The 19390-nt window shown below is 65.0% G+C and carries 17 protein-coding genes; 13 read left to right on the forward strand and 4 right to left on the reverse strand.

Going from position 1 to position 19390, the window contains the following annotated elements:
- Positions 1-72 precede the first annotated feature (72 nt).
- Together AB0J29_RS02160 and AB0J29_RS02165 are read right to left on the reverse strand one after the other, a co-directional pair.
- On the reverse strand, positions 73-918 hold the full coding sequence (locus AB0J29_RS02160) for a PaaX family transcriptional regulator C-terminal domain-containing protein (protein ID WP_364777922.1): 846 nt from the start codon (positions 916-918) through the stop codon (positions 73-75).
- Between the two features lie 87 nt (positions 919-1005).
- A complete protein-coding gene (locus tag AB0J29_RS02165) occupies positions 1006-2139 on the reverse strand; it encodes a CaiB/BaiF CoA-transferase family protein (RefSeq protein ID WP_364777692.1) in 1134 nt (377 codons plus the stop codon).
- A 136-nt stretch (positions 2140-2275) separates the two neighbouring features.
- Between AB0J29_RS02165 and AB0J29_RS02170 the strand changes: the two genes are divergently transcribed.
- The 10 genes from AB0J29_RS02170 to AB0J29_RS02215 all read left to right on the forward strand — a co-directional run bounded on the left by AB0J29_RS02170 (position 2276) and on the right by AB0J29_RS02215 (position 14059).
- Entirely contained in the window at positions 2276-3448 is a 1173-nt protein-coding gene (locus AB0J29_RS02170; protein ID WP_364777695.1) for a 2-hydroxyacyl-CoA dehydratase family protein, read from the forward strand.
- Between the two features lie 28 nt (positions 3449-3476).
- A complete protein-coding gene (locus tag AB0J29_RS02175) occupies positions 3477-4823 on the forward strand; it encodes a 2-hydroxyacyl-CoA dehydratase family protein (protein ID WP_364777698.1) in 1347 nt (448 codons plus the stop codon).
- A 16-nt stretch (positions 4824-4839) separates the two neighbouring features.
- Positions 4840-5790, forward strand: coding sequence for an acyl-CoA dehydratase activase (locus tag AB0J29_RS02180; RefSeq protein ID WP_364777701.1), 951 nt, complete (start codon positions 4840-4842; stop codon positions 5788-5790).
- Positions 5790-6590: an SDR family oxidoreductase gene (locus AB0J29_RS02185; RefSeq protein ID WP_364777704.1), complete on the forward strand. Its 801-nt coding sequence runs from the start codon at positions 5790-5792 to the stop codon at positions 6588-6590. Before AB0J29_RS02180 ends, AB0J29_RS02185 begins: the two co-directional genes overlap by 1 nt.
- Positions 6591-6825: 235 nt before the next feature.
- The gene (locus tag AB0J29_RS02190) at positions 6826-8475 is read left to right on the forward strand and encodes an AMP-binding protein (RefSeq protein WP_364777707.1); all 1650 of its coding nucleotides are present in this window, start codon (positions 6826-6828) and stop codon (positions 8473-8475) included.
- A 186-nt stretch (positions 8476-8661) separates the two neighbouring features.
- Complete coding sequence (locus tag AB0J29_RS02195) at positions 8662-9114, forward strand: MaoC family dehydratase (protein ID WP_364777710.1); 453 nt, start codon at positions 8662-8664, stop codon at positions 9112-9114.
- On the forward strand, positions 9111-10001 hold the full coding sequence (locus tag AB0J29_RS02200) for a CoA ester lyase (RefSeq protein ID WP_364777713.1): 891 nt from the start codon (positions 9111-9113) through the stop codon (positions 9999-10001). Before AB0J29_RS02195 ends, AB0J29_RS02200 begins: the two co-directional genes overlap by 4 nt.
- A 589-nt stretch (positions 10002-10590) precedes the next feature.
- Positions 10591-12285: an AMP-binding protein gene (locus AB0J29_RS02205; RefSeq protein ID WP_364777716.1), complete on the forward strand. Its 1695-nt coding sequence runs from the start codon at positions 10591-10593 to the stop codon at positions 12283-12285.
- Between the two features lie 2 nt (positions 12286-12287).
- Entirely contained in the window at positions 12288-13085 is a 798-nt protein-coding gene (locus tag AB0J29_RS02210; RefSeq protein WP_364777719.1) for a hotdog domain-containing protein, read from the forward strand.
- Positions 13082-14059 carry a zinc-binding dehydrogenase gene (locus AB0J29_RS02215; RefSeq protein WP_364777722.1) on the forward strand — a complete coding sequence of 326 codons (978 nt, stop codon included), beginning with the start codon at positions 13082-13084 and terminating at the stop codon, positions 14057-14059. The genes AB0J29_RS02210 and AB0J29_RS02215 overlap by 4 nt, the downstream gene beginning before the upstream one ends.
- Before the next feature lie 122 nt (positions 14060-14181).
- Here AB0J29_RS02215 and AB0J29_RS02220 read toward each other — a convergent pair whose 3' ends face one another.
- Positions 14182-14598 (reverse strand): MaoC/PaaZ C-terminal domain-containing protein, encoded by a 417-nt coding sequence (locus tag AB0J29_RS02220; RefSeq protein ID WP_364777925.1) that lies wholly within the window; start codon positions 14596-14598, stop codon positions 14182-14184.
- Positions 14598-15059: a MaoC family dehydratase N-terminal domain-containing protein gene (locus AB0J29_RS02225; RefSeq protein WP_364777725.1), complete on the reverse strand. Its 462-nt coding sequence runs from the start codon at positions 15057-15059 to the stop codon at positions 14598-14600. Before AB0J29_RS02225 ends, AB0J29_RS02220 begins: the two co-directional genes overlap by 1 nt.
- A 67-nt stretch (positions 15060-15126) precedes the next feature.
- On the opposite strand from AB0J29_RS02225, the gene AB0J29_RS02230 reads away from it, so the two are divergent.
- The 3 genes from AB0J29_RS02230 to AB0J29_RS02240 are packed head-to-tail and all read left to right on the forward strand — an operon-like array spanning position 15127 to position 19357.
- Positions 15127-16314, forward strand: coding sequence for an acyl-CoA dehydrogenase family protein (locus AB0J29_RS02230; RefSeq protein WP_364777728.1), 1188 nt, complete (start codon positions 15127-15129; stop codon positions 16312-16314).
- 13 nt (positions 16315-16327) lie between these two features.
- Complete coding sequence (locus AB0J29_RS02235; RefSeq protein ID WP_364777731.1) at positions 16328-18280, forward strand: AMP-binding protein; 1953 nt, start codon at positions 16328-16330, stop codon at positions 18278-18280.
- Between the two features lie 9 nt (positions 18281-18289).
- Positions 18290-19357 (forward strand): acyl-CoA dehydrogenase family protein, encoded by a 1068-nt coding sequence (locus tag AB0J29_RS02240; RefSeq protein ID WP_364777734.1) that lies wholly within the window; start codon positions 18290-18292, stop codon positions 19355-19357.
- Positions 19358-19390 lie beyond the last annotated feature (33 nt).

Raw genomic sequence — 19390 nt, forward strand, 5'->3', positions numbered from 1 at the left:
AATCGCCGCCTGGGTTCTCGGCCCATGGCGACTATAGGTCATACCATTGATTGGTAGGTCCGAATTGCGAGATCAATCGAGGCTGGCGATGCGGCGCCAATGCGCGTGCGCGGCCGGCGTCCACTCCGCGCGCAGGTCGCGCAGCCGCTTGGCGGCACGTTGTCCGCGCCAGTCGGGCAGCAGGACCTCCGGCAGGCGAGGGTCCATGTACGTCATGCGCCGGAGTGCGTCGGCGAGTTCCACATGGGCGAAGAGCAACTCGTCACCCGATTCGTCTTGGCGTGCATCGAACCGTTCGAGCAGCGCATCGTAGGCCTTCTCGGCGGCGTCGAGGTCCCAGGAGCGGCGCACCAGCTCTTCTTCGGAAATACCTGCGACAGCGGTTGTTCCGATGAACGACACCGTATTCGCCGTCAGGCCGAGTGAATCGATCGCCTTCGCGGCCTCTGCCGCACGTCCGGTGTGGGGAGTGACCCACACTCCGGGCGTCGGATTCCCGAAGCCCGCCCAGCGCAACGCCGCGTAGAGTTTCTTGCGCGTCGAACGGTGCGATTCGGGGATCGGCACGTTGACGACGAGCCACTGACCGTCCCACTGGGTGATATCGACGTCGGTGGAGAACACCCGCACATCACCCTCGGTGAACAGGCGATGCGCCTTGTCGGTGAGACTCCACAGGGTTTCGCGGCCGTCGCGTCGCGCGGCGATCAACCCCGCCGATCCCGTGCGCGCGACAGCCTGTCTGCCCGCGTGGGCGCCGAAACCCAGCCCGTTCAGTACATAGAGCAACGCCGCGGTCCGGACCGGTTGTCCGTACGGTTCGACGAGTTCACCGAGTACGGTGATGAGCACCGACCGGGCACTGCGGGTCGATGGAGCGTCCTTCGGGGACGACGGCGTCGGGTCGGCGTCGGGCATATCCCCATCGTTGCGCAATGGGCCGGTGCGATGCCACCGCGCCCCGTCCTGCGCGCGTACCACCCACGGTGTTCCTCGGCCACGCTGTCACGCGGTTCGGTCGACAGCGGGGCACGATTCCCGGTCGTCGATACCCCAGTCCCGGAATACGGTGGCGGTATCGGAGCCGGGGGTTCGGGGCGGCCGGTATGTTGCGGCGGGCGTATCGGCGAACCGTGGTGCGGCCGCCGGCTGTCGTTGCCCGAACGCCTCGACCACCGTGCCGCGCGCGACTATCTGCGGGTGGTGCGCGACCTCGGCCAACGAAAGCACCGGTGTCACACAGGCGTCCAACGGCTCGAAGATACGCACCCACCCGTCGCGATCGCGAGTGCGGAAGATTTGGGCGAAACGCTCTCGTACGCAAGGCCATTCACTCGTGTTGTATTGGTCGGGCAGCTCGGCCGCGGCAAGACCCAGTCCCGCCAGCAACCGGGCGTAGAAGATCGGCTCGACGGCGCCGACCGCGATGTACAAGCCGTCCGCGCATTCGTAGGTGTCGTAGAACGGCGCACCGCCGTCGATGACATTTGTGCCCCGCTCGGCCGACCACACATCGTTTTCCGTCAAGGTCCAGAACATCGACATGAGTGCACTGACGCCGTCCAGCATCGCGATATCGAGCACCCGTCCGCTGCCGCTCCTGGTCCGTGCGTGCAGGGCCGCGAGTATGCCCTGTACCGCCAACATCGAGCCGCCACCCAGGTCGGCCACCAGATTGAGCGGCGCGAGCGGTCGTTCCCCCTTGCGCCCGATGGCATTCAGTGCACCGCTGAGCGCCAGATAGTTGATGTCGTGCCCCGCATGGGATGCGAGGGGACCTTCCTGTCCCCAGCCGGTGATCCGGGCATAGATCAGCCCCGGGTTGCGTTCGGCGCAGATATCGGGGCCGATCCCGAGCCGCTCGGCGACACCGGGCCGATAGCTCTCGATCAGAACATCGGCCTTGTCGACCAGCCGCAGCACCTTGGCGAGGTCGGCGGGATCTTTGAGATCGGCGCTGACCGAACGCCGATTGCGCAGTACGGCGTCCTTGTCCACCGGGACCAATTGCGTGACGCCCCCGGGTCTTTCAACGCGCACCACATCGGCGCCGAGATCAGCGAGCAACATCGCGGCGTGTGGTGACGGGCCGATTCCGGCCAGTTCGATCACACGTAGTCCAGCCAGCACAGATTCCATCCGAATCCTCCTCGAACCCTTTTTATATTTGACACTTACGGATACTGTCTATCAAATATCGTCTCATCTACAACAGGTTGCGCCGGCGCCGGGCGAGTGTCCGCGCCGCGACCGTTCACGAAGCCGAGGGCTGGATATGAATGAACTGGATCCGACGGTCATGTCGGCGCTGCGAGCGGTTGCCGACGATCCGGCGACCTACGCGCGGGAATGGAAGGCCGAGCACGGGCGGCGCGCGATCGCGTCGTTCCCGATGAACTTTCCTGCCGAGATCGTGCACGCTGCCGGTGCGCTGCCGGTGATCGTGCAAGACAGCCCCACTCCGATCACCGAGGGCCGCAGCCTGCTGGCCGAGTTCTACTGCGGCTACACCCGCAGTGTCGCCGACCAGGCGGCGCTCGGCCGCCTCGATGTTTTCGATGCCTTTGTCGCCGCGGATCACTGCGTGCAGCTACTCGGAGCGGTCGACGTGATCCGCTGGGTCCGACCGGCCAAGCCGGTGCACTTCGCGCAGTTCACAAGCGCGATGGACGATGCATGGACGAAGCCGCGGGTGGAAGGGCGAATCGAGGAACTGAAATCGGAGATCGAAACGGTTCTCGGCGTTACGGTGACCACGGCGGCGCTGGCCGCGAGCATCCGGTTGTTCAACGAGAACCGTCGCCTGCTGCGGTTGCTCTACGACCTGCGCCGTTGCGGTCGCGCTCGGATTACCGCCAGCGACATGCAGGTACTGGTCAAGTCCAGCATGGTGATGGATGTCGAAGAGCACACCGCCCTGCTCGGCCGTGTGCTGGCGCAGTTCGATCCGGCCGCGGAACCCCGGGCCGATCTGGTGCGCCTGCATCTGTCGGGACATTTCTGTCACGCCCCACGCGCCGAAATTCTGGATGTGATCGAGGAAGCGGGCGCGATCGTCGTCGACGACGATTTGTACACCGGCTTCCGCTACATCTCGACCGATGTGCCCGAGTCGGGCGATCCACTGCACGCGTTGTCGCAGTGGTACCTCGACCGCAACCGCGCCGCCCCGTGCCCGACTCGGGTGACCACGGACGTCGACTGGGACACCTACCTGATCGATTCACTGGTCCACAGCCGCTGCGACGGTGTCGTCGTGCTCATGGCGAAGTTCTGCGAACCGCACATGCTGTACTACCCCGAATTGCGTAAGGCGCTCGATGCCCGCGGCATCCCGTCACTGCTGCTCGAGACCGAGCACGAGGGCAATCCCGTCGAAAATCTGCGCACGCGGATGGAGACGTTCATCGAACGCATTCGCCGCGAACCGGCAACCATCCGGTCCTGAATCCTCCCGACGCACAAAGGAGTTCGCCATGGCGATCCAGCAAGCGAGTACCGAAAAGGCAAATCGGTTGACCAGCACCCGGGTCGGTGGCCGCATGGTGGCCGAATACTGGGACAACATCTTCACGGCCAAACAGCGGGGCAAACACGTCGTCTGGTACAACGGCGCCGCCCTGAACCCGCTGTTCCAAGCCGCAGGGCTGGAATGGTGCCACGGAGAGGCGTTCGCCGCCCGCCTGGCCGCGCAACATCTGGAAGGGCCCGCACAGGCCGCCGGCGCCGAGTACGGCTATATCGGTGAGCTCTGCTCTTATGCGAGAACGCATCTCGGATGTGCGGTCCTCACGCACCAGACCGTCAGCGAGCAGTCGACCGGGGTCGTCGGGATGGTCGACCAGCAGGAGCTCGCCGCCAAATTGCCGGCGCCGGACTTCTTCGTCAACGGCTATGCCGGCTGCAGCACCGGCCAGCAGTGGGACGCGATGACCTACCGAGTCTTCGACCGCAAACTGCCCTTGTTCAATGTGTCGATACCGATGCTGTGGGGCAACAAGCCCGACGCCGGCTATATGCGAGGCGAGGAGTGGAACGAGGTGAGCCGGTATGTGGAAGGGCAATTGCGCGAGCTGATCGGTTTCCTCGAACATCAGACCGGCCGACCATTCGACTGGGATGCGTTGAGCGAGAGCATGTTCTACATCAAGCGTGCCTCCGAACTCCGCCTCGAGGGTATGGCGTTGTGCACCAAGGCCCCGACGCCCGCGACCTACTGGGACTGGGTCGCGAGTATCGCGCCGATCAACTTCCTGCCGGGCAACCAAGCGCTGGTCGACTATTTCGCTGGCATGAAGGCCGAGATCGAGCAGCGAATCGCCGACGGTGTGAGTGCGGTCCGTGACGAACGCTATCGCGTGTACTTCGACGGCATCATGAACTGGAACAAGCTCGGCTTCCTCACTCGGAAATTCGCCGAATACGACGTGGCCGTCGTCGCGGGGCGCTACACACACGAATCCTTCTGGCAGGAACCCCAACTCATCGACGTCGACAATCCCCTGCTCGGTATGGCACAGCACTATCTCCTGTGTCCGCTCAACCACGGATTGAAGAATCTGCAGGAGCTGTTGCTGCGCCGTCTGGATGAATATGCGATCGACGGCATCGCATTCCACTCCACGCGCACCTGCCGAGCGATGACCAACCCGCAGGCAATGTTGGCTCGGACCGCGGAACAGGAGCGCGGCGTGAAGTCCTTCTTCTTCGAAGGCGACGTCGCCGACGCATCGTTCTACAACGACGAGCTTTTCGACAGTCGGCTCGAGGCGATGTTGGAGGCCATCGATGTACAGCGCATGAAATCAGGGGTGCGGGGATGACTGTGGGCAGGCAATCATGAGCGCCGGCTGGTTCGTTATGGGTGTCGATCTCGGTTCGACCACGGCCAAAGCGGTCGTCGTCGATCAGGACGGCGCGCTGTGCGGGACACAGGTCGTGCAGATGGGCGCGGTCAGCCCCGCAGCGGTCGCTCGCGCGATCGACGGTGCCCTGCGCGCCGCCGAGGTTACCGGCGGCGACATCCGCCGGACGATAAGTACGGGTTACGGACGCAAACTGGTTCCGGGCGCCGACCGTAGTTTCACCGAGATCACCTGCCATGCTCGCGGTGCCGCGGCGCTGCGGCCGGGCGTGCGGCTGGTGATCGATATCGGCGGCCAGGACAGCAAGGCGATCATTGTCGACGATGCCGGTCTGGTGGATCGGTTCGCCATGAACGACAGATGTGCCAGCGGGACCGGACGATTCTTCGATGTGCTGGCCCGGGCACTGGAAGTCGATATCTGCGAGGTGGGCGAATTGGCATTGTCGGGCGGCGACGCCCTCGAGGTCAGCAGCATGTGTGCCACTTTCGCCGAGACCGAGGTGATCTCGTTGTTGGCGCAGGGACGTGCGAAAGCCGATATCGCGGCATCGGTACACAGGGCGGTCGCGGCGCGCACCCTCGGATTGGTGGCACAGGTGGGTAAAGCGTCACCGGCGGTGATGACCGGTGGGGTGGCCAAGAACGTCGCCGCCCGGCATTACGTGTCCCGCGCACTGGGCAGGCCGATCGAATTGCTCGAACAACCCCAGATCGCCGGCGCCTATGGGGCGGGGTTGCTCGCGCGTGACGAATACCTGGGAGCGCTCGGATCGCCGGGCGAACGAGATGCCCTGGCTGAAAAGCACGTGGCCGCAACCACTTCGGCCACGAAGCCGCACTGTCTCGAGTGCAACGGCGAACTCGATCACGCAGCGCAGGCGCCCGCCGGCCCGGTGGCACTCGAATTGCGAAGGAATATCTGATGAATGATGAGCAGAACGAAATCCGAGTGCCGACCCTGGCCGAGTCGACGGTATACATCGTGGGCGGCACGAGCGGTGTGGGACTCGAGGTCGCACGCCGATTCGTAGCGGCTGGAACGCAGCGCATAGGTCTGGTCGGCCGCAATACCGAGCGCGGGGAAAAAGCGGCCGAGCATATTCGATCCCTGGCGCCGGGCGTGTGGTGTCTGTTCGTCGCCGCCGATGTGAACGATCCCGCCGAAGCCGGGCGGGCGTCCACCGAACTGCGCGCCGGTCTGGGTGCCGCCGACGTCCTGATCAACAGCACGACAAGCGCGTTCACGCCTCGACTGTTGCACGAAACGCCCCCGGAGGATGTGCCCGCCATTCTGCTCCAGCAGGCGCTCGGGCCGCTGAACATGTGCCGTGCGGTCCTGCCGGATATGCGTTCGCGGCGCAGCGGTGTCATCGTGAATATCGCCTCCGACGCCGCCAAATGGCCGACGCCCGGCGAGTCTGTCATCGGCGCGGCAATGGCGGCCATTGTCACCTTCACCAAGACATTGGCGATGGAGGCCAAGCGCGATGGGGTTCGGGTCAATGCGGTGACGCCGTCGCTGATCCGCGATACCGGGGCCTACGACCGCGTCATGGCCGAGCCCTTCAGCGCCAAACTCTTCGAAAAGGCGGCTCGCGCCGCATCACTCGGCGTCGCCGAGCCGGTGGATGTCGCCGAGCTCATCGTCTTTCTGAGTAGTCCCCAGGCCCGCCGGATCACCGGTCAGGCGGTCAGCCCGAACGGCGGAATTTCCGCGGGATAGCGGGCCGTCGGGCCGAATGATCAGGTCCGGGCGGCTGATCGGCGGGCGACGGTCCGTCCGTGAGCTGCGGCTTTGAAACTGCAAATGGTTTGACAATTTTATAGATATTAGAGACGAATGTGTACTACATTACCTGTGACCGGCGTCATGCTCTGCCAGAGTCGAATGGCCCGTACGGGTGGCGCACGGACTCACCGCATCATTCACAACCGCACATCCGAAGGCGGATCGTACGATGACCCTCACGCAATCCTTCTGGCCGGCCTCGAAAAGTTCGGGCGTTCGCGACATCACTCTCGGCGACCTGCTCAGGCAAGCCGCCGCTGCGCAGCCCGACCGGGTGGCGCTTGTCGACGGCGATCCTGATCCGGCCGAGCGGACCGAATGGACCTACCGTGAACTTCTCGCCGAGGTGGACGCGGTGGCGCGTGCGTTGCTTACACACTTCGCGCCCGGTGAGCGAATCGCGGTATGGGCTCCCAACAGCGCGGAGTGGGTGATTCTGCAGCAGGCGATCGCGATGGCCGGCATGGTGGTGGTCGGCATCAATCCGGCCTACCGTGCGCACGAACTCGACTACATCCTGCGCCAATCCCGCGCCGCGGGCCTGTTCTTCCGCGAACGCTATCGCGGAGTAGATCTCGCGGATGTCCTCGGCGAAATCTCCGGGGCCCTTCCCGACCTTCGCAAGGTGGTGGCGATGGGGGAGTGGCAGTCGTTTGTGGCTACCGGGGATCCGGCAGCACAGTTGCCCGCCGTTTCCCCCACCGATCCGGTGCAGATCCAATACACCTCTGGCACTACCGGATTTCCCAAGGGCGCGATGCTGCACCACAAGGGAATCGTCAACGAGGCGACCTTCGTTTTCGAGCGCGCCGGACAATCCGGCCCCGTGGTGTGCGTCAACGCGATGCCGATGTATCACATCGGCGGCGGAGGCGTGACGGAACTCGGGACCTTCGCGGCGCACGGGACCTATGTGGTGCTGCCCGGATTCGATGCCGCACTCATGCTCGAAATGCTCGAAACTTACCGGGGCACACACTCGTTGATGGTCCCGACGATGCTCATCGCCCTGCTCGAGCATCCGGATTTCGATACCCGTGACCTGTCCAGTGTCTACACCATCATGTCCGGCGCAGCCGCGGTGCCGCAGGCGCTGGTCGAGCGGGTCATCGCGCGGCTCGGCTGCCGATTCACCATCCTGTTCGGGCAGAGCGAGATGCACGGGGTGATCAGTCAGACCCGCATCACCGATGACCCGGTCGACCAGGCGACGACGGTGGGGCAGCCGCTGCCCGAACTCGAGGTGAAGGTCATCGATCCGGTCTCCGGCGATATCGTCCCGATCGGTGAGCCGGGTGAAATCTGTTGTCGCGGTTACCAGAACATGCTCGGATACTCGGATATGCCGGACGATACGGCGGCGACCGTCGATGCCGAGGGCTGGTTGCACATGGGTGATCTCGCAACCATGGACGCCCGCGGCTTCCTGCGCATCACCGGCCGTCTCAAGGACATGATCATCCGGGGCGGCCTGAACATCTACCCGCGTGAAATCGAGGAATTGCTCTTCCAGCACCCGGCGGTTGCCGAGGTGGTCGTCGTCGGCGTGCCCGACGAGAAATGGGGCGAGCAAATCGGCGTGGTGCTGCGCGCCGAGGATCCCGACAGCCCACCCGACGTGGCAGCCCTGAAGGCTTGGTGCCGCGAACGAATCGCCGCCCACAAGACACCGTCGCTGTGGTATTTCACGACGGAACTGCCGATGACGCCCTCGGGAAAGATCCAGAAATTCCGTGTCCAGGACGATATCGCGGCGGGGCGGCTGATTCCGATATCGTCGCCGGAGAAGTCGCCGAGCGAACGCCCTCGAACCGCGTAGCATCCGCCCGCTCGATCCTGGTGACGGACTTCCGCACTGGTGACGCTGGGGATTTGCTCATGGTCCCGCACCGGATCGGCGCGGCCCGCATCGCGCGCCTCGTCGCGGTGTTTGGCACACTGATTGACCGTACCGAACGTTTGGTCGTACCATATAACCGTTACTGTCGAGTTGGAGGTAGGCAACGTGGCTGGTGTGTGGTTCGACGAGTTGTCGGTGGGGCAGAGGTTCGAGCATGCGATTCGGCGTACGGTCACCGAGACGGATAACGTCCTGTTCACCGCGATGACGCATAATCCGGCGCTGCTGCACCTCGACGAGGAGTACATGAAGGGGACGCAGTTCGGTTCGCGGATTGTGAACAGCGCGTTCACGCTGGGGCTGATGGTCGGGATCTCGGTCGGCGACACCACGCTGGGGACCGCGGTCGCGAACCTCGGCTGGGACGAGGTGCGCTTTCCCAAACCGGTATTCCATGGCGACACCCTGCACGTCGAGACGGAAGTCCTCGAGCTGCGCGACTCCAGGTCGCGACCGGACCAGGGGATCGTGGTGTTCCTGCATCAAGCGTTCAATCAGCACGACGAACTGGTCGCGTCGTGCAAGCGTACGGGTCTGCAGCGGAGGAGGCCGCAATGAGTGCGCCGATTCGCTCTTTTCTGTTCGTACCGGGCGACAGCGAGAAGAAGATCGGCAAGATTGCCGGCACGTCGGCTGATGCGGTGATCTTGGATCTCGAAGACGCGGTCAGTGCCGGTCGGAAACCGGTGGCGCGCCAGCTGGTATCGGAGTTCATCGCAGCCGAACCCAGTGCTGCGGTTGGTCCGCAGCTGTGGGTGCGCATGAATCCGCTCGGCACCGAACATGCGCTCTCGGATCTGGCCGCCGTTGTCGCATCACGACCCGCCGGCATCATGATCCCCAAGATCGATGGCCCTTCGGACGTGTTGCGCGTGCATCACTACCTCGAGGCGCTGGAATCCGCGAACGGACTCCCTTCGGGACTGATCCGCCTGCTACCTGTCGCCACCGAAACGCCACTGGCTCCGTTTCGGCTGGGCGATTTCGCCGCTGCGGGTATCTCTCGGTTGTACGGACTGACGTGGGGCGCAGAGGATCTGAGCGCGGCCCTGGGTGCGTCGACGAACATCGGGCCGGGTGGTGCGTGGGCCACCACTTACCAACTGGTCCGATCACTGACGTTGCTCGGCGCGCGTGCCGCGGACGCGGAGGCCGTCGAGACGTTGTATGTGGATATCCGCGACGACCACGGTCTCGCGGAGTCCTCTCGTCGGGCCCGCGCCGAGGGTTTCAGCGGCCGAATCGCTATTCACCCCGCTCAGGTCGAGATCATCAACGCCGCGTTCACCCCGTCGTCCGACGAGGTGGAGTTCGCCGAGCGAGTTGTCGAAGCATTCGCGGCAGACGTGGGAACCGTTGCGCTGGACGGGAAGATGCTCGATCTTCCCCACCTGAAGCAGGCTGAGCGGGTTCTCGCGCTGGCGGGCCGGCCGCGATCCTCGTAGCTGATCCGTTTCGTTATCCCGCCGGCTGTGGGTACACGGTGCGCAGATGCTGGAAGGTGTGCAAGCCTTCGGGGCCGAGTTCGTGGGATGGCCTGCCGCCTCCGTGGTGAGTCGGGCGCCCTCGCTCTTCCGCTTCGCGATCCGTTGTTCAACATCGTCACCCCGAACAGGACTCGAGGACCCCGCGGCGACCGCAGCGTCGATATCCGCGACGTCGCCGGGAATATCGACGATCACCCGGGGGAGTGCACCGTAATGGCGTTACCGGTCGTCAGGCTGTGCCATCCCGTCGAGGCAGAACTCGCGGCAGTCGATGGTTGTCGTCTCGCTCCTCTAGTCGGTTCACGCGCCCGGTTTCGGCGCTATTGTGAACGGCATCACTCGACTGACTGGAGCAAAAGGGCGGGCATTGCAATGGTCTGCCCGTTTGTCGAGTCCGGCAACGTCGCATGGATCTACTCCGCTGCACGTCAAAGGCCCTTCCCTGCTGTCGGAGAGTGATGTACATCGCCGGCAACGCTTGCCTATTCGGTCTAACCATTCTAATCTTTGGACGAAGCTTGTGATTCACCGATAGAGGACGGGCACTATGACCAGCGAGCGGAACCTCGGCAGATACACCCCGGCGCAAATCGACGAGTTCTATGCGAGCGGGCAGTGGGCCGATGTCAACTTCACCGAGTTGCTGCGCTCCCGTGCCGAGGCCTATCCGAACAAGGTGTTCGTCACCGACGGCACCCACGCCATGACGTTCGCCGAGCTCTACGACACTTCCCAGCGGCTTGCGCTCGGCTTGCACCGACAGGGCTTGCGAGCCGGTGATCGCGTGGCCGTACAGCTGCCCAACTGGGCCGCCTTCGTGGTGGTCGCGGCGGCGTTGTCGCGGATCGGCGTGGTGACGGTGCCGGTCATGCCGATCTATCGCAAGGACGAGTTGTCCCATGTGGTGTCGGACGCCTCGATCCGGATGGCTATCGCACCGGCGGAATTCAAGGGCTTCGACTACTTGTCGATGTTCGAGGAGATCCGCCGGGATTCGAACACCCTCGAGGCGATCGTCGCGGTGCGTGCGACCGCGGATGCACGTGATTCGCTGACCGGTCGCGGGATCCTGATGCTGGAGGATCTGATGGTCGCCGACGTGGATTCCGAGCTGGTCGATGCGGCGCTGGATGTGCGAGTCCATCCGGATGATCCGTTCGTCATCGTCTATACGTCCGGTACGACTTCACGTCCGAAGGGATGCGTGCACACCTTCAACACCTGTGCCTCCGGCGCTCGCGCGCTGCGGGTGGCGTTCGGGCACACCGAGGACGACGTCCAGTTCGGCCCTTCGCCGATCACGCATACGACCGGCCTCGTGACCAGTGTGCTGATACCGTTGCTCGCCGGCGCGGCGACGCACCTGATGGCCGACTGGAATCCGGTGCGGGGACTGGCCGAAATCGAGAAGTTCGGCTGCACTGCCGCGGTCACCGCTACCACCTTCCTCCAAACTCTGATCGCAGCCGCCGAAGACCATCCCGAGGCCGACTTGTCTTCGCTTCGGGTGTGGATCTGTGCCGGGTCGCCGATTCCGGCCGCGGTGGTCCAGAACGCCAAGGCCAAGCTGCCGACAACCACTGTGCTGTCGCTGTACGGCCGCAGTGAAAACCTCGCGACGACCACGTGCCGCATCAACGGGGATCAACAGCGCGCCATCACATCCGACGGCGCCGCGTTGCCCGGCGCGGAGGTGAAGATCGTCGGTCCGGACGGTAGCGAGCTGCCTCGCGGTGCCGAGGGTGATATCGCCTACCAGGGCCCGTCGCACTTGGTCGAGTATCTGAATCGCCCGGAGGACACGGCCGAACTGTTCACGCCGGACGGGTTCTCGCGTTCCGGTGATCTGGGCGTGATGGACGAAACCGGATTCGTCCGAGTAACCGGTCGTACCAAGGACATCGTCATCCGCGGCGGCATGAACATCAGCGTCCGCGAGGTCGAGGACAAACTGGCCGATCACCCGGATCTGGTCGCACTCGCGGTCGTGGGCATGCCCGATGAAACGCTGGGCGAGAAAGTGTGTTGCTATGTGGTGACCAAGGAGGGGCACACCGCACCGACGGTCGAAGAGTTGCGGACCTATCTCACCGGCCGTGGTGTCGCGATTCAGAAGACGCCGGAGCGGGTGATTGCGATCGATCAGCTGCCGATGACCGCGACGGGAAAGATCCAGAAGCACATTCTGCGTATGCAGATCGCTGGCGAACTGAACCGGCCGCCCGCGGCGGGTGCCCTTTGAGCGTGACGCCGGCGTCGGTTCCGGAATTTCTGATCAGCGGCGCCGAGGCGCTGGTTCGGGTCAGTCCGCTCAGCCTGTCACCGGAACGGGCGGAACTGACCGTCGAATCGGGGCCGTGGCTGCGGGACCCGGTGGCCGGATTCAGCCGAGGTGCGCTGGCGGTGCCGCTCGACGATGTCACCGGTTACATCATCGCGGTCGGGTCACGGCGGGACCGGTGGCCGGTCAGCCTCGGTATCAGGCTCGACTTTCTCGCGGACCCGCCGACGGACGGATCGCCGCTCGCGGTCACGGGTGAGTTGATCACTCGTGATGATCGAGGTGGTGCGACGCGCGGCACGGTGACCGACGCGAGCGGGGCGGCAATCGCGCTGATCACCCAACGATCGCACCTCGTGTCGTTGGACGGACCGCCGACCGGTCCCGTGGCGCCGTTCGTCGAGCCCTCGGGTGCTACCTCCATCCGCGATGCGCTGGGCATTCGTGAACGCGCCCGCGGCGTCGTCGATATGCCGGCTACGGCATTGGCGGCCAACGGAATGGGCAACATACACGGGGGAGTTCTCATCTGTGGAGTCGAGTTCGCCGCCATGTCGGCGCTCGAGGCGGACGGTCATCTTCGTAGTACGAGTATCGATATCGTCTTCGTCCGCCCCGGCAATGCCGCCGACACCACGACCTTCTGTGCGGAAGTCATGCACCGAGGTCGATCTCTCGCGGTGGTGCGCGTGGTCGGCGCGAACTCATCGGGCAAGGCCTGCGCCGTCGCGACCGTGACCGTGCAGCGGGTGAGCCCATGAGGGCCGTCGTGATGTCGGACTACGGGGGACCGGAACAGCTGGTGTCGCGCCGGGTCGACGAGCCGATCGCTCGAACCGGTTGGGTAACCGTCGAATTGCGGGCGAGCGCATTGAACTGGCACGACGTGCTGGTGCGCCGCGGCCGATACCGGTCGCCACTGCCGCACATACCCGGTGCGGACGGGGCCGGCGTCCGCACCGACACTGGCGAGCAGGTGGTGATCCTGCCGTCGCTGTTCTGGGGTGACCGCCACGACGCCCCGGCATCGGATTTCGAGATCTTGGGTGATCGGGTGCCGGGGACCTATGCCGAACGTGTCACTGTGCCGGAGGAATGCCTGGCGCCCAAGCCGGTCGGCTATTCGTGGGAGGAGTCGGCGGCGCTGCCGCTCGTGGGTGTGACGTCCTATCGTGCGCTGGTGTCCCGGGCTGGGCTGGGCGCGGGCGAATCGCTGCTCATCATCGGTGCCGGGGGCGGTGTCTCCACAATGGCGTTGTCGTTGGCGACAGCGCTCGGCGCGCAGGCTTTCGTGACGGCATCGTCGGAGGAGAAGCTGGCCGCAGCGCGTAACAGCGGTGCTGCCGGTGGGGTGCTGCATTCCGGCGACAGCTGGCCGATACCGGCGAAGGCGCTATCCCCGAACGGAAATGGGTTCGACGTGATCCTCGATCCGGTCGGGCTGTGGGACCGATCGGTCGAGGCGCTGCGGCCCGGTGGACGGTTGGTGGTCCTCGGTGCCAATGTCGCCGAACAGGTGACCATGGACGTCCGACGGTTCTTTTTCGGTCAGTACAGCTTGCTGGGAACGACGATGGGCGGGCCGGATGATTTCCGCGGGTTGCTGAATCTCGTCGGGACCGGCGCGGTCGCCCCGCCCACTATCGCGGGTACCTATTCGCTCGATGACGCCGCGGAGGCACATCGTCGCCTGGAGGCGGGCGGCGCGTTCGGCAAGATCGTGCTCGTTCCCTAGTCGGACGACTCCGAGTTGGCCGAGGCCGACTCAACGAGCGGGCGAGGCGTCCCGCATGGATACGCGGCACGCCTCGCTTCTGGGCGGTCGCCTCTTCCACGGCAACCGCATTGAGCAGACCGCTACTGTCGCAACGAGATTCGCACGCGAGCCGTTCCGGCGATCACCACTCGATCAGCGGACTTCGCTTGTAGTGACAGCGTCGCGGTGGCGGTGGCCGGATCCACCGATTCGACTCGACCGCTCAGCTCGAGTGTCTCCCCGATGCACAGCGGCGAAGCGAATCGCACCGAGTACGACATCAGATTTTCCACATGCACCAGGTCCGACACCCACGCGGCGAGCATGCCCGCCTGCATCTGTCCCATCGAGATGACACCGGGCAGTCCGGCTCGAATCGCGTACTCGGGGTCGTGGTGCAAGGGGTTGAAATCTCCACCCGCGCCGGCGAATCGGACGATATCGGTCTGGGTTATCGGCCCGATCCGCCGGGGCGCGAGCTGCTGGCCGCAGGTCAGTGCGACGGGGGCTCGGGTCATCATGCGCCTCTTTCGATCAGGACTTCGCGTTGGGTGACGACCGTGTCGCCGGAGCTGTCGGCCCAATCGGTTTCCAGGGTGACCAGTCGCATCGTGCCGCCGCGTTTGCCCTCCTTCGTGGTGTCGTCCACGACGCGTCGGGTTCCGGTGAGTCGGTCGCCGACGACGGGCGCGCGGGTGTACTGCCATTCCACCGAGCCCACCACCACCCGCTCGATCGCGAGTCCGAGCGCACGCACGAACTGTTGTTGATTTCGATGATGTCCGGCTACGACCACATGTGTCGGAGTCGCCGGCGGGTTCGCGAATCCGGCTGCGGCTGCGGCCTCCCCGTCGGTGTGGACCGGGTCGAGCGCGTGTGTGGCCGTGGCGAATTCCCTGATCTTCCCGGCCTCTACCTCGAACGACACCACGTCGAGGACGCTGCCGACGGATAGCTCCCGAGCCGAGGGGCTCGTCATGGGTACCTCCCTGGATTTTTTGGTCTGACCTATTGTAACGTTGGTCCGTAAACATGTGGAGGTTCAGATGGATCTGAGCGATTCGCCGGACGAGGCGCGATTCCGAACGCGCATTCGTGACTGGCTGACCGAAACCCTGCCGACTTTGCCGTGGCCGGAACCGGCGCGGCTCGAGGACAAGCGCGCCTTCTGGTCGGTCTGGCAGCGCAAGCTCTTCGAGGCCGGCTTCGCCGGTTTGTCGTGGCCGGCCGAGTTCGGCGGCGCCGGTGCCGACGCCAAGATCAAGGCCATCTTCAACGAGGAGATGGATCGCGCGGGTGCACCGGAGCGGCTGAACATCATCGGGGAGGACTTCGCGGGCCCCACCATCGTCGCCTTCGGGAACGACGAACAGAAACACCGGTATCTGGAGCCCATCCTGAACGGCGAACAGATCTGGTGCCAGCTGTTCTCCGAACCCGAATCCGGATCCGACCTCGCGTCGCTGCGTACCAAGGCGACCAAGGTCGACGGAGGCTGGAAGATCCAGGGACAGAAGATCTGGACCTCCCGCGCGCAGATCGCCGACAACGCGATCCTGTTGGCGCGCACCGGTGGTGGAGATCGTCACAAGGGCATCACCTACTTCCTGCTCCCGATGTCGTCGCATGGTGTGACGGTGCGCCCGCTCGCGCACATGCTCGGCGAGGCGGAGTTCAACGAGGTGTTCCTCGACGATGTCTTTCTGCCCGACGGTGCGGTGGTCGGCGAGGTCGACGGCGGCTGGAAGGTCGCTATGGGAACGCTGGCCTTCGAGCGCGTCGGTATCGCGACCGGGCGGGTGAACACCACCCGTGCGGTCAACGATCTGATCGAACAGGTCAAACGGAAGACCGACGACGAGGGTAATCCCTTGAGTGGCAAGCCTGAGATCCGCGACCGCATCGCCGACCTCTATGGCCGCGCCCTGACGCACTACCTGATCGGGCAGCGAGTCATCACCGGCGCCGCATCCGGGCAACCACCGGGGCCGGTCACCTCGATCGGGAAACTGTATTTCTGCCCGCTGGTCGAAGACATCGCGGACTTCGGTCTCGAAGTGACCGAATTCGGTGGGCAGTTCGGTCTGGCCGAGGATGCCGACAACGCGGACGCGGACCAGCAGCGCTGGTTGCGGCTCGCCTACCAGGCGCGCGGAACCGCTATCGCCGGCGGATCGACCTTCATCCAACGCAACATCGCTGCCGAGCGTGTGCTCGGAATGCCCCGCAATTGAGAAAGGCGGCGTGATGAGCACCTATGTGTGGAATCCGACACCGGACTACATCGAGCACGCGAACGTCATGCGATTGGCGCGGGCCCACGGCATCGATTCGATCGACGAGCTACGGCGGCGGTCGACGGCGGATGTGTCCTGGTACTGGGACGCGGCGGTGACCGACCTGGGCATCCCCTTCGCGACACCGTACGAATCGGTTCTCGACCTGTCGAACGGTGTCGAATTTCCGGATTGGTTCGTCGGCGGCACCTTCAATGCGGTCGATGCCTGCATAACCCGCTGGCTTCGTGACAACGCCCATCGGCCGGCGATCGTCCACGAGGCGGAGGATCAGTCGGTCCACACCGTCACCTATGGCGAACTCGCCGATCAGGTCGGCCGGGTCGCGACCGGCCTGATCGACATGGGAGTCGGCGAGGGCGACGCGGTGGCCATCTACCTGCCGATGATTCCCGAGGCGGTTGTCGCGTGCTATGCCGCGGCGGGGATCGGCGCGATAATCGTGCCGCTGTTCTCCGGCTTCGCCGCTCCCGCCATCGCCTCGCGCCTCAATGACGCGAAGGTCAAGGCGGTCGTTGTCGCAGACGGAACGATTCGCCGCGGCCGGCAGGTCGCCATGGCGGACGAGCTCGTCAAGGCGCTCGCTCGGACGCCCTCGGTGCGGTCGGTCATCACGGTCGAAAATATCGGCGGCACAGTCGATTTCGCTGGCCGGGATGTCGCTGTGACGGCATGGGACTCGCTGGTCGACCCGGAGGTCGCAGCACACGAGTTCCGTCCGTTCCCGGCCATGCAGACGCTGATGCTCGGCTACACCTCGGGAACCACTGGCAAGCCCAAGGGCGCGGTACACACCCACACCGGATTCACGATCAAGGTCGCGACCGAGGTGGCCTACTCCTTCGATATCAACGAAGGCGACACCTTCTGCTGGATCACCGATATGGGCTGGGTCATGGGTCCGCTGGCGGCGTTCGGCACCCATGCCAACGGCGCCACCCTGCTGCTCTACGAAGGGTCTCCCGATGTGCCGGACACCTGCCGGTTGTGGGATCTGGTGCAGCGGCACGAGATCACGATGCTCGGCGTCTCGCCGACACTGGTTCGCGCGCTCAAGTCGACGCCGCTCGCCGACATCGTCACACGCGAGCTGAGTTCGGTGCACGTCCTCGGATCCACCGGGGAGCCTTGGGATCCCGATTCCTACGACTGGCTCGCCGAGATGGTTTTCGGTGGCCGGGTTCCGGTGATCAACTTTTCCGGCGGCACCGAGGTCGGTGGTTCGTTCCTGGCCCCCTATCCAGTGGAGGCGATTCCGAGTTGCTCACTCGGAGGTCCCTCGCTGGGTATGGATGTCGATGTCGTCGACGATCGCGGACAGTCCCTGCGCGGCAGCATCGGCGAGCTCGTCTGCCGGCAACCGTGGCCGGCCATGACCCGCGGGGTGTGGCGCGACCGGGAACGCTACCTCGAGTCCTACTGGTCCACATTCCCCGGAATCTGGTGTCACGGTGACTATGCCCGCGCGGACGACGATGGGCAGTGGTACATCCTCGGGCGGTCCGACGACGTCATGAATGTCGCGGGCAAGCGGCTGGCACCCGCCGAGGTGGAGTCCGTGCTGACGACTCATCCCGCCGTCGCGGAGGCAGCGGCCGTCGGCATTCCGGATCCCAAGAAGGGTGAATGCGTGTGGGCGTTCTGGGTTCCGCGAGCGGGCGCCGCGACCGAGGGGGTCTCCGATGAGCTGCGCCGGTTGGTGGCCGAAGGTGTCGGGAAGCCGTTCGCGCCGGCGCAGGTGTGGACGGTCGAAGCCCTGCCGAAGACCCGGTCCGCCAAGATTCTGCGGCGCGCCGTGCGCGCCGCCGCCATCGGAACCGATCCCGGCGATCTGTCGAGCGCCGAGAATCCGGAAGCCGTGGCCGCCATCCGAGATGTCGTGCATCGCACGCGTACGAGCTGAGGAGAAGCGATGCATTGGGAACTGTCCGAGGAACAGGAACTGTTCGCCGCGTCCCTGCGCGAGTGGATCACCGCGAAATTCCCGACGGAGGCCGTTCGAAAGCTGCAGGCTTCAGGCGATACCGATCGGTTCACGGGAGCGCTGATCAGCGATGGTTGGTGGGGTGTCGGCTATCCGGAGGACGCCGCTGGACAGGGCGGCGGTGTTCTCGAGTTGGCGTTGGCCGCGCGGGAATTCGGCCGGTCCGCCGTGCCCGACTCGCGGTGGCTGGCCGCCGCTCTGGTCGCGCCGTTGCTTGCCGAGCGGGAACTGGCCGGCCAGCTCGCCGGTGAGCGGCGGTTCGCTGCGGCGATCCGTGCCGACCGGCCCCCGACCTGGGATCCGCTGGTCGCGCATGACGGCCGGCTCACCGGAACTGTTCGCCATGTGATCGGGGCTGGCGAGGCAGACGTTTTCGTTGTGCCGGTGAATGGGCCCGAAGGCACCGGCCTGGCACGGGTGTCGGCATCGGATGTCGTCATCGAACCGGACCGTCTGCTCGACCGTTCGCGCGGTGCGGGGACCGTCGAGTTCACCTCCGCGCCGATCATCGAAGTCATCCCGGCGGACGAGTCGTCGCTTTCGCGGACTGCGACGCTGGCGGGGGTGCTGGTGGCCGCCGATGCGCTGGGCAGTGCCGAGCGAATGCTCGAACTCGCCGTCGAATACAGCAAGCAGCGCAAGCAATTCGGGCAGTTCATCGGCTCGTTCCAGGCGGTCAAGCACGCAGCGGCGCAGATGCTGGTCACGGTGGAGGCCGCGTATTCGACGGCGCTGTATGCCGCGGCCGCGGTCGACGCCGGTATCGACGATGCGCCGACCGTCGCGGCGGTCGCCAAGGCTCAGGTGACCGAGACGGTGGCCGATCTCGCCGAATCCGCACTCACCGTGCACGGTGCGATCGGTTACACGTGGGAGCACGATCTGCACCTGTTCTACAAGCGCGCCAAACTCGACCGCACTCTTTTCGGCTCGCCGTCGGTCTGGAACGAGCGAATTGCAGCCGCACTGCTCGACGAACCGGTACGGCAGGGGTGACCACTTGGATTTTTTGGTCAGTCCATTGTTATA

Origin of the sequence: Nocardia sp. NPDC049707, from assembly GCF_040674855.1 — a bacterium.
Classification (GTDB): domain Bacteria; phylum Actinomycetota; class Actinomycetes; order Mycobacteriales; family Mycobacteriaceae; genus Nocardia.